9 protein-coding genes and 1 pseudogene are annotated in these 13,727 nt (G+C 71.4%); 3 read left to right on the top strand and 7 right to left on the bottom strand.

Going from position 1 to position 13,727, the window contains the following annotated elements:
• Positions 1–50 precede the first annotated feature (50 nt).
• The 5 genes from ABZ194_RS09895 to helR all read right to left on the bottom strand — a co-directional run bounded on the left by ABZ194_RS09895 (position 51) and on the right by helR (position 8,304).
• On the bottom strand, positions 51–1,106 hold the full coding sequence (locus ABZ194_RS09895; RefSeq protein WP_355594325.1) for an iron-siderophore ABC transporter substrate-binding protein: 1,056 nt from the start codon (positions 1,104–1,106) through the stop codon (positions 51–53).
• Positions 1,106–3,067, bottom strand: a complete 1,962-nt coding sequence (locus ABZ194_RS09890; RefSeq protein WP_355594323.1) for an ABC transporter ATP-binding protein — start codon at positions 3,065–3,067, stop codon at positions 1,106–1,108. The genes ABZ194_RS09895 and ABZ194_RS09890 overlap by 1 nt, the downstream gene beginning before the upstream one ends.
• The gene (locus ABZ194_RS09885; protein ID WP_355594321.1) at positions 3,064–4,752 is read right to left on the bottom strand and encodes an ABC transporter ATP-binding protein; all 1,689 of its coding nucleotides are present in this window, start codon (positions 4,750–4,752) and stop codon (positions 3,064–3,066) included. Before ABZ194_RS09885 ends, ABZ194_RS09890 begins: the two co-directional genes overlap by 4 nt.
• A gap of 164 nt (positions 4,753–4,916) precedes the next feature.
• Positions 4,917–5,834, bottom strand: coding sequence for a siderophore-interacting protein (locus ABZ194_RS09880; RefSeq protein WP_355594319.1), 918 nt, complete (start codon positions 5,832–5,834; stop codon positions 4,917–4,919).
• 322 nt (positions 5,835–6,156) lie between these two features.
• Positions 6,157–8,304, bottom strand: coding sequence for an RNA polymerase recycling motor ATPase HelR (helR, locus tag ABZ194_RS09875; protein ID WP_355594317.1), 2,148 nt, complete (start codon positions 8,302–8,304; stop codon positions 6,157–6,159).
• A gap of 1,034 nt (positions 8,305–9,338) precedes the next feature.
• Here helR and rox point away from each other — a divergent pair.
• Positions 9,339–10,817 carry a rifampin monooxygenase gene (gene rox, locus ABZ194_RS09870; protein ID WP_355594580.1) on the top strand — a complete coding sequence of 493 codons (1,479 nt, stop codon included), beginning with the start codon at positions 9,339–9,341 and terminating at the stop codon, positions 10,815–10,817.
• On the opposite strand, the pseudogene ABZ194_RS09865 reads toward rox, so the two are convergent.
• Positions 10,812–10,963, bottom strand: a pseudogene (locus ABZ194_RS09865) (RNA-guided endonuclease TnpB family protein); the annotation flags it as partial. The gene rox and the pseudogene ABZ194_RS09865 sit on opposite strands and share 6 nt — an antisense overlap.
• Before the next feature lie 26 nt (positions 10,964–10,989).
• Between ABZ194_RS09865 and ABZ194_RS09860 the strand changes: the two are divergent.
• Positions 10,990–11,850: an alpha/beta fold hydrolase gene (locus tag ABZ194_RS09860; protein ID WP_355594315.1), complete on the top strand. Its 861-nt coding sequence runs from the start codon at positions 10,990–10,992 to the stop codon at positions 11,848–11,850.
• 185 nt (positions 11,851–12,035) lie between these two features.
• Here ABZ194_RS09860 and ABZ194_RS09855 read toward each other — a convergent pair whose 3' ends face one another.
• Entirely contained in the window at positions 12,036–12,905 is an 870-nt protein-coding gene (locus ABZ194_RS09855) for an AraC family transcriptional regulator (RefSeq protein WP_355594313.1), read from the bottom strand.
• A gap of 295 nt (positions 12,906–13,200) precedes the next feature.
• Between ABZ194_RS09855 and ABZ194_RS09850 the strand changes: the two genes are divergently transcribed.
• Positions 13,201–13,719, top strand: a complete 519-nt coding sequence (locus ABZ194_RS09850) for a toxin-antitoxin system HicB family antitoxin (RefSeq protein WP_355594311.1) — start codon at positions 13,201–13,203, stop codon at positions 13,717–13,719.
• Positions 13,720–13,727 lie beyond the last annotated feature (8 nt).

The following is a 13,727-nucleotide window of genomic DNA, read 5'->3' as shown; positions in this document are numbered from 1 at the left end:
CGGGCCGCGAATCGCTTCGCGGCCCGGCCCCTTCAACGCGGCACGTCCGGTCAGGACCCCGGCTGCTCCACCTTCGTGGCGGTGTCGCCGTCGACCGCCGCCGAGAGCTGCGGGACGAGGCGCTCCAGGACGTACGGCAGGCTCAGCACGGTGACGAACGAGAAGGCCTTGCCGTAGTCGGTGCTCTCACCGATGAAGACCTCACGGCTCTGCCTGGCCACCTTCAGGTCCTTGTAGACGCCGTCTCCGTGAAGCGTGTCCGGGTCCTTGGCGACGTCGGGCACGGTCCACACGATCGCGTCCTGATCGAGCAGGTCGCTGCGTTCCTTGCTGATGCTGACGCCGAACCGATCGCCGATTACCTTGTCGAGATCGGCCGGCAGCTTGAAGCCAAGCGAGGTGAGGGTACGCGAACGCGAGTCCTGACTGCCGTAGACGAAGAACCCCTCGTACGGCGCGGCGACCACGACGTCGGCCCCCGCGAACTCCGGGTGCTCCTTCTTCGCGGCCGTGAAGGCGGCCTCGACGTCTTCGACGAGCCTTTTGCCCTCGGCCTCCTTGCCCAGGGCCTTGGCGGTGGTCTCGGTCTGCCGCTGCCAGGGGATGCCGTAGTCGATGTACTCCTTCGGCTGGGCCACGACCGGTGCCAGCTTCGACAGGGTCTCGTACTGCTCCTTGGTGAGGCCCGCGTACAGCGCGAGAATCAGGTCCGGCGCGAGCGCGGCGATCTTTTCCACCTGGGGGCCCGTGCCGGTGTCGGTCAGCATCGTCGGCGCGGCGGCACCGCCCAGCTTTCCGGTGGCCCAGGGGCCGATGGCGCCGGCGTAGCCGCCAAGCCAGTCGGTGGTGCCGACGGGGACCTTGCCGAGGGCCAGCACGGCGTCCTGGTCGGTCAGGCCGACCGTGACGATCCGTTTGGGTTCGGACGTGATGGTGGTGCTGCCGAACTTGTGCTCGACCGTCACCGGGAAGGCGGCGCTCTTCGGCGCGGTGGTGGCGGGATCGGCGGTGGTGGAGCCGGAGCCGCACCCGGCGGCGGCGCCGAAGAGCAGCAGCGCGGAGGCGATCGCGGTGGCGAGCCGGCCGCCTTTCAGGAAGGGGAACATCAGGGGTCCTCTGTGTTTTCGTCAGGTGGTGGATTCGTCGTGCGCGGGGGGTGATGACGGGCGGTGGCACGGATGTCCGACCATGCTCCCCACAGGGCGGCGTACTGTCCGCCGGCGGCGCGCAGCTCGTCGTGCCCGCCGCTCTCCACGATCCGGCCGCCGTCCATGACGACGACGCGGTCGGCGGTCGCGGCCTGGGTGAGGCGGTGGGCGACGACCAGGGCGGTGCGGCCCTCGATCGCGCGCTTGGTGGCCTTCTCCAGAGTGAGGGCCCCGGTGCTGCCCGCCTCGGCCGTCGCCTCGTCGAGCACGGCGATCGGCAGGTCGGCCAGGACCAGGCGGGCGAGGGCGAGCTGCTGGGCCTGTGCGGCGGTGAGGCGGTGGCCGCCTTCCCCCACGATCGTCCGCAGGCCGTCGGGCAGCGCCTCGGCCCAGGTCAGCGCGTTCACGCGGCCGAGAGCCTCGCACAGGTCGTCATCGGTGGCCTCGGGCCTGGCCAGGCGCAGGTCGTCGGCGAGAGCCCCGGCGAAGACGTGTACCTCCTGGGTGACCAGCGCCACCGAACGGCCGATCCCGGGCCGCTCGGCGACGGCCAGCCGTACCGAGCCGGTGGTCGGCCGGTGGATGCCGGCGATGAGCTTGGCGAGCGTGGTCTTACCCGCGCCGCTGGCGCCCACCAGGGCCACGTGTTCCCCGGGCCGCAGGGTGAGGTCCACATCGTGCAGCACGGGCCGCCCGGGTTCGTAGGCGTGACCGAGGCCGGTCACCGTCACCGCCCCGCCCCGCGGCGCGGCGGGTTCCCGCGGCTCCTCGCTCGGTCGTTCCGGTTTCTCCTGCGCCGGCTGGTCGGCGACCCCGACCAGCCGGGAGAGGCTCGCACCGGCCGACTGGGCGTCGTCCAGCAGCACGAGCGCGGAGTTGACCGGCCCGAACAGGCTGTGGAAGTACAGGGCCGCCGCCGTCGCGGTGCCGATGGACGCGCTTCCGCCGCGCACCAGGAGGAATCCAACCACCAGCACCGCCGCCAGGCCGGTGTACTCGGCCAGGTGCAGGCGGCTGTAGAACCGCAGCACCAGCCCTACCCCGCGCATCGTCAGCTCCACCGCCGCCCGGGAACGCCGGGTGACCCGCTCGGTGTGCCCGGCCTCCAGCCGGAACGCCCGCACCGTGGCGGCGCCGCCGATGGTGTCCAGCAGCTGCTGCTGCTGGGCTCCGGCGGCGATGCGCTGCCGGGCGTAGAGCGGCACGGCGTTGCGTACGTACCAGCGCGCGGTGTGCGCCTGGACCGGCACCGCGAGCAGTGCCGCGAGCAGGAACCGCCAGTCGAGCAGGGCCAGCGCCCCGAGGGTCAGCACGATGGCCAGCAGGGAGCGGGCCAGCTCGGGCAGGGCGGTCCGCATCGCCTCCGACACCTGCGACACGTCGCCGGTGACCCGGGCGGTGAGATCACCCGAGCCGGCCTTCTCCACCTGCTCCAGGGGCAGCCGCAGGGCCCGCTCGATGAACCGTTCGCGCAGCTCCGCCAGCGCGGTCTCGCCGAGCCGTGAGATCAGCGACAGCCCGAGCGCGGTGGCGCCTCCCTGCGTGAGCGCGACGAGCACCAGGAGCGCCGCCGGCAGCGTGAGCGCCCCGGCCGGGTGCCGGTCGGCGACCAGATCCACGATCTGTCCCAGCAGCGGCTGCGTGAGCAGTCCGACGGCGGTCGCCGCGACCATCACGGTAAACCCGCCGAGCGCCAGTCCCCGATGGGGGCGCAGCAGTTCGCGGACGGCGGCGCGGGTCCGGGCGGGGGCCGCGACGGGCAGCAGCTCGCGGCCTTTCTCCGGTGTCCGCCGCGCGTCCGCCTCCCGGCGCTCCGTCGCGTCCGTCGCGTCCGCCGTGCCGCCCGCGGCCGGATCCGGCACCTGGTGGTCCGCCGTGGTCATCGCCTCCGCCCTCCCGGTGACGGGGCCGCCGGTCATGCCAACACCGCCGTCCGGTAGAGGGCGTGGCGCCGTACCAGTTCGGCGTGCGGGGCCTCGTCGACGACTCGGCCGTCGTCGAGCAGGACCACCCGGTCGGCGACCATGAGCAGCGCGGGGCTGGTGGTGACCAGGATCGTCGTACGGTCCCGGCGGATCTCGCGGATGCCGGCGGCGATACGGGCCTCGGTGACCGCGTCGACCGCGGTGGTCGGGTCGTGGACCACCAGCACGGGCCGATCGGCGGCCAGGGCCCGGGCGAGGGCCACGCGCTGGCGCTGCCCGCCGGACAGCGAGCGGCCGCGCTCGCTCACCGCCGTGTCGCCGCCCTCCGGCAGTGTCCGGGCGATCTCGTCGGCCCCGGCCGCCGCCATCGCCCGCGCCGGATCGGCCGATCCGGGCGCGGCGGCGCCGACGTTGTCGTGCAGGGTGCCCTCGAACAGATCCGTGTCGTGCTCGGCCACCAGCACCGCCATGCGGATGTCGGCCGGGTCCAGGTCGCGCATCGTCACGCCGTCCAGCTCGACGACCCCGGTGTCGGGGTCGGCCTGCCGGCTCAGGCAACGCAGCAGGGCCGCCGCGTCCGCCGGGTCCGTCGCGGCCACGCCGATCATCTCGCCGGGCGCGAGGTCCAGATCGACCTCGCGCAGCCCGCCATGGCTGACGCCGCGCAGCCGTACCCCGCCCCGCACCGGTCGCGGCAGCGGCCTGCCGCCGCCCGTCACGGCCGGCGGCGCGGCCAGGACCCTGGCGATACGCGCCGCCGACGCCCGGCTCTGGGCGAGCTCGGCGTTCACCCAGGAGAACACCTCCAGTGGTCCGAGCAGGAACAGTGCGAGGCCGACCGCCGAGACGAGCTGGCCCAGGCTGATGTCGCCCTGGGCCGCGAGCCGGCCGCCGACCAGCGCGACGACGGCGATGAAGCCGCCGGTCAGGGCGAGGACCATGCCGCTCTGCCAGGATTCCGCGCGCGCCGCGCGCAGCGTGGCCGTCAGGGACTCGCGGCTGGTGCGCCTATAGCGGGCGACCGCCGCGGACTCCGCGCCGATCCCCTTGAGCACCCGCAGCCCGGTTATCAGGTCGGCGGCGACGCCCGACGCGTGCGCCGCCCGCTCCTGCTCGGCCTCGCTGCGCTGCTCCAGCGGCTTACTCAGCAGGTGGCCGAGCCAGAGCAGCACCGGCGTTCCCAGCAGCACCATCAGGCCGAGCGGTACCGAGGTCCGCAGCAGCACCACCGCGCCGACCAGGAGCCCCGCGAGCGCCGATATTCCCGACATCAGCGCCATGTTCACGGCGCCGACACGCTTGGCGTCCTCGGTCGCGATGATGGTCAGGGCGCCGGGCAGCCGGCCGTTCTCGGCCCCGCCGCGGGGGTCCAGCACGCGGCGCACCAGCTCCAGGCGCAGTGCGTGACCGGCCTGCTCGGCGGCCCGCTCCCCGGCGCGGGCGCCGAAGCGGAAGCTGAACGACAGCCCCACGTAGACCACGGCGAGGACCGCGAGCCAGCGCAGCAGCGCGCCCATGTCGGACTCGGCGACGGCCTGGTCGATAACGAGGCCGATCAGGACCGGCACCAGCGCCTCTCCGGCCTGGTGCCCGGCTCCCAGGAGGGAACCGAGGGCGACGTCGCGCCGCTGCCCTCGGACCGCGCGCCCCAGAACGTTCCGTCCCGACGGCCCTGACACGCCCACCACCCCTCCGTGCAGCCGATAAAAACTTAGGTAAGGCTAGTCTAAGTTCGCGGTCGTGAACCAGTCCCGCCGAGGGCTGCGGCCGGTTCGCCCACCGGACGCGGACGCCTTGGCGGCGGGGACGGGAGGCCAGGAGGCGACGGACGCGGAAGACGTCGCTAGTACTGCTCGGAACGGCCCATCCGCCAGTAGCCCATGAACGCCACCGACCGCCGGTCCAGCCCGCGTTCGGCGACCAGGTGGCGGCGGAGCGTCCTGATGACGGCCGCCTCGCCGGCCAGCCACGCGTACACCGGGCGGGCCGCCCGCGCCCCCTTCTCATCCTCCTCTTCCTCCGGCACCTCCCACAGCTCCTCCACGTCGACGTCCACGTCCGTGACATGCTGGGGAGAGGACGGGGAGGGCAGCAGCCGGTCGGCGGCGGCCCGTACGGCGGGCACCAGCCGGCTGCCGTGGCCGGAGCCGTCGCGCGGCAGCCAGGTGACGACCAGCCCGCTCGGCGCGTCGACATCCAGGATGTCGGCCTCGTGCGGCACCTCCAGCAGCGCCTCACCCGAGCAGTGGCGGGGAATGCGCTCCAGGATCGCGGTGATCGCGGGCACCGCGGTCTCGTCGCCGGCCAGCAGCACGGGGCCGCTCTCGGAGGGCAGACGGAACTCCACCCCTCCGTGTTCCCCGTCGTGCCGGGCGTCGGGGCCGAACAGCGCGACCTCGTCGCCGGGCCGTGCGTCGCAGGCCCAGCGGGCGGCGGGGCCGGCGTCGTCGTGCAACTCGTGCATGACGATGTCGACGTCCACCTCGCGCAGGTGGGGCCGGACCGCCCGGGCGGTGTAGGTGCGTACGGAGTTGCGCAGCTCGTCGGGGAGTTCGCGCCAGCGGGCGTACCAGTCGGGGCCGGTCGGCAGCGAGGTCAGCCCGTGCCCGGGCAGCGGCAAGATGATCTTTATCCGCTGGTCCAGCCCGTTGTCGGCGAACAGGTCGAGATCGTCACCGTTGAAGGTCACGCGCATGAATGTGGGGCTGAGCCGTCTCAGTCCGCTCACCCGCACGTGAAAGATGCGGAAGGGGTCGATCATCGTCTCGGCTGCCCTTTCCCTCGCGAGCACCCCGCCGGCGACAAGGTAAAGTTAGGCTAGCCTATCTTTTGCCTCCGGGGTATTCGTCGAGCCCCACTCGGCACCGCCCCACGTCAAGGCCTCCTGCGGTCGGCCGCCCGGTCCGCCTTCTCCGGAATGACCGCTCGGATACCACGTCTGCGCAGGTAGAGGTACGGCCGGAATACGCCGGAAACACACCGCGGCCTGACGGCTGATCGTTCGCCCTTGGTTGATCATCACAGCCGTTGGGTTCGGCCGCCCTGGCTCCGGCGCAGCCCCGAGCCGTTCACCCTGGTCAGGGTCAGGGGCTCGTGAGGATGACGAGTCGCTGGGTCGCCCGGGTCATCGCGACATAGCGGTCGACCGCTCCTTCGATGCCCTTGCCGAACGCCTCCGGGTCGATAAGGATGACCAGGTCGAATTCGAGCCCCTTCGACAGTTCCGGCGTCAGTGACCGGACGCGGGACGTCGCCCGGAACATGGGGTCGCCGATGACGCAGGCGATTCCGTCGGTATGTGCGGCGAGCCAGGTGTCAAGGATCGAGCCCAGATCCGAAGCGGATCCGTGCACGACGGGGACGTCGCCGCCGCGGATGGAGACCGGCACGTTGGCGTCCGGGAGCACGGCCCGGATGACCGGCTCGGCTTCCGCCATGATTTCTTCCGGCGTCCGGTAGTTGATGCTGAGGGAGGCCAGGTTGATCCGGTCGAGCCCGATCCGCTCAAGCCGTTCCCGCCACGACTCCGTGAACCCGTGCCTGGCCTGGGCGCGGTCCCCGACGATGGTGAAGCTCCGCGACGGGCAGCGGAGCAGCAACATCTGCCACTCCGCGTCGGTCAGTTCCTGAGCCTCGTCCACGACGATGTGCGCGAACGGGCCGGCGAGCAGGTCCGGTTCGGTGCCGGGCGGTGCGGTCTCGTCGACCAGGGCGTCCTGTATGTCCTGTCCGCGCAGCATCGTCACCACACCTTCACCGTCGTCATCGGCCTCAAGCAGAGCGTCGACGACCTTGGCCATGTGCTCGCGTTCGGCGGCGACAGAGGCGTTGTGCCGACGCTTACGCCGCGACGCCTCCGGGTCGCCCAGCCGCTGCCGTGCTGCGTCCAGGAGCGGCAGGTCGGACACCGTCCAGGCCTGGGCGTCCCCGCGCCGCAGCGCCTGAACGTCATCGGAGCCGAGCCAGGGAGCGCACTTCCGCAGGTAGGCGGGTACCGACCACAGGTCTCCGACGAGGTCAGCCGCTTCGAGCAGCGGCCACGCGCGGTTGAAGGTCGTGAGCAGCTCCCTGTTTCGCAGCAGCGACCTCCGAAGCAGGTCGTCCGGTGCGTCGCCGTCGTGCTTGTCCACCAGGATCGTGAGCAGTTCCTCCCAGATCCGGTCGCGCGCCTCGTTGTGCGGAGTACCGGGTTCCGGTGCTTCGAACGCCTCGGCCCAATCGTCGGCGCTCAGCCAGATGTCGGACCAGTGTGTCGTGACCGTCATCCCCTTGGCGGGCGGGTTCTCGTAGAACCCGACGGCCGCCTCGATCGCCTTCACCAGGTTCGCGGACGACTTCAGGAGAGCCACGTCCGGGTCGGCCTCGATCGCTGCCGCGGCTCCCTCCGCGACGAGATCCCGCAGGGTGCAGGTCTGCACGCCCTCCTCTCCGAGGCTGGGGAGGACGTCGGCGACGTAGGCCAGGTAGGGCTGGTGCGGGCCGACGAACAGCACGCCGCCCCGGCGGTGACCGAGGCGAGGGTCGGAGTAGAGGAGATAGGCGGAGCGGTGCAGAGCGACGACGGTCTTCCCCGTCCCCGGACCACCGTCGACGACGAGAGCGCCGCGGGATCCCGCGCGGATGATGGCGTCCTGGTCGGCCTGGATGGTGCCGAGCACGTCTCGCATCCGTGCCGACCGGTTGCCGCCCAGACTGGCGATGAAGGCGGACTGGTCGTCGAGCGCGGCGTGCCCTTCGAACCCGTCCGCGGTGAACACCTCGTCCCAGTAGTCGTTGATCCGGCCGCGGGTCCAGCGATACCTGCGGCGGCTTGCCAGCCCCATCGGGTTGGCGTGGGTGGCTCCGAAGAACGGCTCAGCCGCGGGGGAGCGCCAGTCGAGCAGCAGCCGACGGCCCGCGCTGTCCGTGAGGCCGAGTCGTCCGACGTACACGGGCTCGGGGCTGTCCGCGCCGACCATGTGCCCGAGACACAGGTCCAGACCGAAACGACGCAGGGCGCGCAGGCGAGCGGTCAGCCGGTGGATCTCCAGGTCCCGGTCCATCGCCTGCCGGCCTATGCCGCCGGGCGCCTTGCGCTCGGCGTCGAGGCGGTCGGACAGGTCGGCGATCGACTGCTCAAGGCTCTCCGCGATGGCCGCGAAGTGCCGCTCGTCGCCGGCGATCAGCGTCGGGTCGGCCTTGGGGGTGAGGTGGTCGGGAAGGTCAAACGCGCTGGTGGTCAGAGGGTTCACGTCATCGGCTCCGATCTGAGGTGGACAAGGCACTTTCCCGGCTCGACGATCCCGCGTGGTTCACAGCCGGTCACCTCCGGTGGGAACGGCCGGCCCGGCCTCGCCCGCGGCGGGTGGTGCGGCCAGCGGTTCGACGTCCCCTCGCACCCCATGCGTCGACAACAACACACGCACTTCGCATCCCTCGTTTCCGCAGGTTCCGGCCCCGGCCGACGATTCTGCGGCACGACCCGGGTCTTGCCGCAAGCCCCCCGGCGCGCTATACGTTGAGAGGGGAAAGGAGTGGGTACTCCCCTTTTCCCTGATCGTCCGTTGTGGACGGACACGCCCTTCGCGAAGCGGCGCCGCACCGCGCACCGGCTGCCTGCGCTCATCGCTGCCGGCGTCCGCATCGGCCTGGATCCCCAGGAAGCGCTGGAACGGGCGTGGAGACCGGCTACGTGGATTCCCACGGCGCCGGCTTCACGGGTTTGGATATCACCAGGCTTCTGAACTCCGATCCGATCGCCCGCTTCAAGCGGATCAAAGCGGATCAACACGATGAGGCCGTGCCCGCCCGGCAAGACCGGCCGGTCGCCTGCCCGCTGCCCGCCGGAACACGTGAGCAGGACGCGCCGAAGAGAACGTCGCCCGGCTCTCCCCGCTCAAGTACGCGAACCTCAACGTGCTGGGCCGCTACGCTTCCGCGCCTCCATACCGGCCGGCGGCGGCATCGCCGTACGGCAAGTCACCTCTTCGGGAAGAGTTTGCCGTCCACAACGGACGACAAAAAGGCAAAGGCAAGGAGGTCACCCACTCCTTGCCACTCTCAACGTATAGCGCGCCGGGGGGCTTGCGGCAAGACCCGGGTCGTGCCGCAGAATCGTCGGCCAAGGCCGGAACCTGAGGAAGTCAGGGGTTCGCGAAGCGCATGTGCTTTTGGCGACCCGTGGGTGGTGCGGTTGCGGGCACGCGGCGTGGAGGTGCGGGTGCGCGCGCCGCCGGACCGCGCGGAGCGGCCGGCCGAAACGCAGCCTTGTCGAATGGGGGGTTTCATGATCGACGTGATCGTTGCCGGCGGCGGGCCGACCGGCTTGATGCTGGCCGGTGAGTTGCGGCTACACGGCGTGCACACGCTCGTGCTGGAGAAGGAGGCGGAGCCGGCCGGATATGTCCGCGCGCTCGGCCTGCACGTGCGCAGCATCGAGGTGATGGACCAGCGCGGTCTGCTGGAGCGGTTCCTCGCGCTCGGCCGGCGGTTCGCGGTCGGTGGTTTCTTCGCCGGCATCACCAAGTCGTGGCCCGACCGGCTGGACACCGCGCATCCGTACGTCCTCGGCATCCCGCAGACCATCACCGAGCGCCTGCTGGCCGAGCACGCCGACGGGCTCGGCGCCGAGATCCGGCGCGGCTGCGAACTGGTCGGGCTGAGCCAGGACGAGCACGGGGTGACCGCCGAACTGGCCGACGGCACGCGGTTGCGCTCGCGCTACCTCGTCGGCTGCGACGGCGGCCGCAGCACGGTGCGCAGGCTGCTCGGCGTCGGCTTTCCCGGTGAGCCCTCCGGGGTCGACACGCTGCTGGGCGAGATGGAGCTGACCGAGGATCCGGCGACGCTCGCCGCCATCGTCGCGGAGGTCCGCAAGACCCAGCTGAGGTTCGGCGCCGGACCCCTCGAAAACGGGGCGTACCGCGTCGTCGTGCCCGCCGCAGGGGTGGCCGGGAACCGCACGGTCCCGCCGACTCTGGAGGAGTTCAAACAGCAGTTGCGGGTGACCGCGGGTACCGACTTCGGTGTGCACTCGCCGCGTTGGCTGTCCCGGTTCGGCGACGCCACGCGGCTGGCCGAGCGCTACCGGACCGGCCGGGTGCTGCTGGCCGGCGACGCGGCACACATCCACCCGCCGATGGGCGGGCAGGGGCTCAACCTCGGTGTTCAGGACGCGTTCAACCTCGGCTGGAAACTGGCCGCCGAGGTGAACGGCTGGGCGCCGGAGGGGCTGCTGGACAGCTACCACACCGAACGGCACCCGGTGGCCGCCGACGTGCTGGACAACACCCGCGCGCAGATGGAGCTGCTGTCCACCGAGCCGGGGCCGCAGGCGGTGCGCCGGCTGCTGGCGGAACTGATGGACTTCGAGGAGGTGAACCGGTACCTGATCGAGAAGATCACTGCGATCGGGGTGCGCTACGACTTCGGCGAGGGGCATGACCTGCTCGGCCGGCGGATGCGGGACGTGGAGCTGAAGCGGGGGCGCCTGTATGAGCTGATGCGCGGTGGTCGCGGGCTGCTGCTCGACCAGACCGGCCGGCTCTCGGTGGCGGGCTGGGCAGAGCGGGTCGACCACGTCGTCGACGTCAGCGAGGAACTGGACGTGCCCGCGGTGCTGCTGCGGCCGGACGGCCACGTGGCGTGGGCCGGTGACGATCAGCAGGAGCTGCTCGCCCGGCTGCCCAGGTGGTTCGGCGCCGCACGGGCACTCCCGCTCCCGGACGTTCAGCGGCATCGATTCGGCGACGGTCCCGCGGACTGAGCACAGCCTGCTGGAGGGGAACCACCGGTCGATCCTGGTGAAGGTCGTCCGTACCGGGTGGCCTTGTCCTCCAGCATGCCGGCGAACCGCGACCATCCGGCGTCGTGCACGGACTTCGCGAGCCGGGTGCGCGCCAGGCCGTTCACCGGCGGGCGTGCGAGCATTGCGGTCCATGACGGCTTTGGAGCGAGAGACGATCACCGCCCGCCTGGCGGCGGGCGCGGTGGAGTACCGGCTGGAAGGTGACGGCCCTCAGACGGTCGTGATCTTCCACGGTGGTCACATGCGGGCCGGGCTGGCCCTGGGGGAGGAGGTCTTCACCACCTCGGGCCACCAGGTGCTCGCGCCTTCTCGCCCCGGATACGGACGAACCCCCCTGAGTACCGCCACCACGCCCGCAGCCTTCGCCGACGTCACCGCGCAGCTGTGCCGCGACCTGGGCATCGGGCGGGTCGCCGCGGTGGTGGGCATCTCGGCGGGCGGGCGCACCGCCCTGACCATGGCCGCCCGCCACCCGCACCTGGTGGGCAGGGTGATCCTGCAAAGCGCGGTCGGCTTCGCCCCCTGGCCCGGCGACCGGCGCACCCGCCTGGGCGGTCGCCTGATGTTCAACGCCCGCGTCGAAGCCGCGACCTGGGCGGCTGTGCGGCTGGTGACGCGCACGGCGCCGCGGGCGGGGTTGCGGTTGTTGCTGCGCGACCTGTCCACCCGGCCCGTCAGCCGGGTCATGGCCGGCCTGAGCGAGCACGACCAGGCCGAACTCCTCGCACTGTTCACCCTCATGCGCTCAGGCGGGGGCTTCGTCAATGACATGCTGCCCGTACCGGACTGCGCGAGGCAGGTCACCCAACCGGCTCTGGTCATCGCCACCCGCACCGACCGCTCGGTCCCCTTCACCCACGCCGAATCCCTCGCCGCGACCATCCCCCGGGCCGAGCTGGTGGAAAGCCGGGCCGATGGCCATATGATCTGGTTCGCCCCGGACTACCCCGCGATCACCGGGAAGATCAAGGACTTCCTCGCCACGGTCTGAGCGTCTGCGGCGCCCCTTCCGGCCCGCGGTGGAATGCCGTTGGCCAGCCGCTGACCGTTCACATGGTTCAGGCCCGCAACGCCGATGGGGAGGGCGCTGCGGGCCTGTCCACTGTGCCGCCGCGCTCAAAGAGCGTCAGCCGAATGGGTTACGGCGGCCTGGGTCGATTCCGTGACCGCGGTCCGTCACGCCGGTTCGACGGGTAGCCACAGCTCGCATGTCGCGGTGCTGAAGTCGTCCGCGCGCTCGACAACCGCGACGATCGAGGGACCTGGCCGCAGACGCCAAGGGTTGGAGGGGAACCACTCGGTCGCGGTCGCGGCCCAGGTCGTCTGCAGGGCCTGCGGATGCGGTCCGGCAGTGCGGAAGACCGCCCACATGCCGGCCGGTACCTCGACGGCGTCAAGGTCGTCGGGGGCCGGCGTGTTCCGGGAGACAGCGACCCCGTGCAGGTAGGTCAGTTCGCTACCCTCTGTGCCGTCGGGGTCGAGATCGTCGCAGACCTGCAGCAGGCCCCCCGGTTCGGTGTCGCCGAGGGCCTTCAGCCGGTGATGCTCCTCCTGCGGCAGTGCGGTGATGTGCTGCTGGATGTGTGGGTTGATGCCCTGGTGGATGAGCGGAACCCGGGCTGAGTGTCCGACCAGCCGGAACGCGGGGCGGTCGACGAGGCGGGTGTCCATGGGGGTTCTCCCTTCGACGGTCAGGCGGAACCTGAGCTGTGGTTGTGTGCGCAGGGGACCTCCGGCGCGGCGCACGTCACCGGGGCCGGAGCCGTGGACCGCGCGGAACGCGCGTCCGAACGCCTCGGTCGAGGCGTATCCATGCCGGACGGCGATGCTCAGCAAATCGTCCTCACCCCGGACGACGTCGGCGGCGGCGACGGTCATGCGGCGGCGGCGCACATACTCCGACAGCGACATGCCGGCCAACGACGAGAACATCCGGCGCAGGTGGTACTCGGTCGTGCCGAGCTCCCTGGCCAGCCCGTGAACGTCGAGTCCCTCGGCGAGGTGCTCCTCGACGAGATCGACAAGCTGGTTGAGTGCTGAGATCACGAGGCCTCCTTTCGATGTCAACCCTGCCGGAAGAACCCCGGCCGTACCCGACCGCCGCGATCCGATCCGATCAGGCGCCTGGACGGACGCGGAGCCGGCGTGGAAAGTCGCCGAGGACAAAGGCCGGCGGTCTTCGACGTCCGGACGGCACTACTTCACAACCGCTGATTTCTGCACTCATCCTCCCTGGAGGCCTGTCGTGTCGCGATCGACCGAACATCCACCTGAGCCAGAATGATGCCAATCTGAGCCAACATGGCTTGCTGATGGCATCACGGCGTGCCATAGTGATGCCATGGATCTGACCCCGTATGTGGCCTCCCTCGGTCGCGAGTTGCTGAGCGCCGTCGAGACCGGTGATGGTGACGCCAGTGCGCTGATCGAGCGGCTGACCGTGTCGATGGAGTCGGCGATCCGGCTCACCCTGCTCGAAGCGTTGTCGGCGGCTGCCGACGAGATCACCCGAGACCTGGCTCCCGGTTCGGTCCAGGTGCGCCTGCGTGGGCGTGACCCGAGCTTCGTCGTGACGGTTCGGCAGGCGGAGCAGCCACTTGAGGACGGCCCGGATCTGGGCGCGGTGTCGGCTGACGACGCCGCGGCGAGCTTCGAGGACGGCCCGGTGGCACGGATCAACGTCCGTCTCCCGGAACAGCTCAAGGCCGCGATCGAGGAGGCGGCGGGCAAGGAGGGGCGCTCGCTCAACGCCTGGCTGGTGCGGGCCGCCTCGACCGCGCTGCGTTCCCCGGAGCGCGACCACGACTCCGACCGGCGCGGCAAACGCGGCACGCAGCGTTACACCGGCTGGGCTCGCTAGCCCGCGCC

The sequence above is a fragment of the Streptosporangium sp. NPDC006007 genome, assembly GCF_040614315.1.
Lineage (GTDB): Bacteria > Actinomycetota > Actinomycetes > Streptosporangiales > Streptosporangiaceae > Streptosporangium.
The sequence above is the reverse complement of the archived record's forward strand: the minus strand, read 5'-3'. Positions and strand labels throughout refer to the sequence as shown.

Excerpts from the sequence above, each read along its gene's own strand:
- ABZ194_RS09895 (WP_355594325.1), bottom strand. The coding sequence starts at position 1,106 with ATGTTCCCCTTCCTGAAAGGCGGCCGGCTCGCCACCGCGATCGCCTCC.
- ABZ194_RS09890 (WP_355594323.1), bottom strand. The coding sequence starts at position 3,067 with ATGACCGGCGGCCCCGTCACCGGGAGGGCGGAGGCGATGACCACGGCG.
- ABZ194_RS09880 (WP_355594319.1), bottom strand. The coding sequence starts at position 5,834 with ATGATCGACCCCTTCCGCATCTTTCACGTGCGGGTGAGCGGACTGAGA.
- rox (WP_355594580.1), top strand. The coding sequence starts at position 9,339 with ATGATCGACGTGATCGTTGCCGGCGGCGGGCCGACCGGCTTGATGCTG.
- ABZ194_RS09860 (WP_355594315.1), top strand. The coding sequence starts at position 10,990 with ATGACGGCTTTGGAGCGAGAGACGATCACCGCCCGCCTGGCGGCGGGC.
- ABZ194_RS09850 (WP_355594311.1), top strand. The coding sequence starts at position 13,201 with ATGGATCTGACCCCGTATGTGGCCTCCCTCGGTCGCGAGTTGCTGAGC.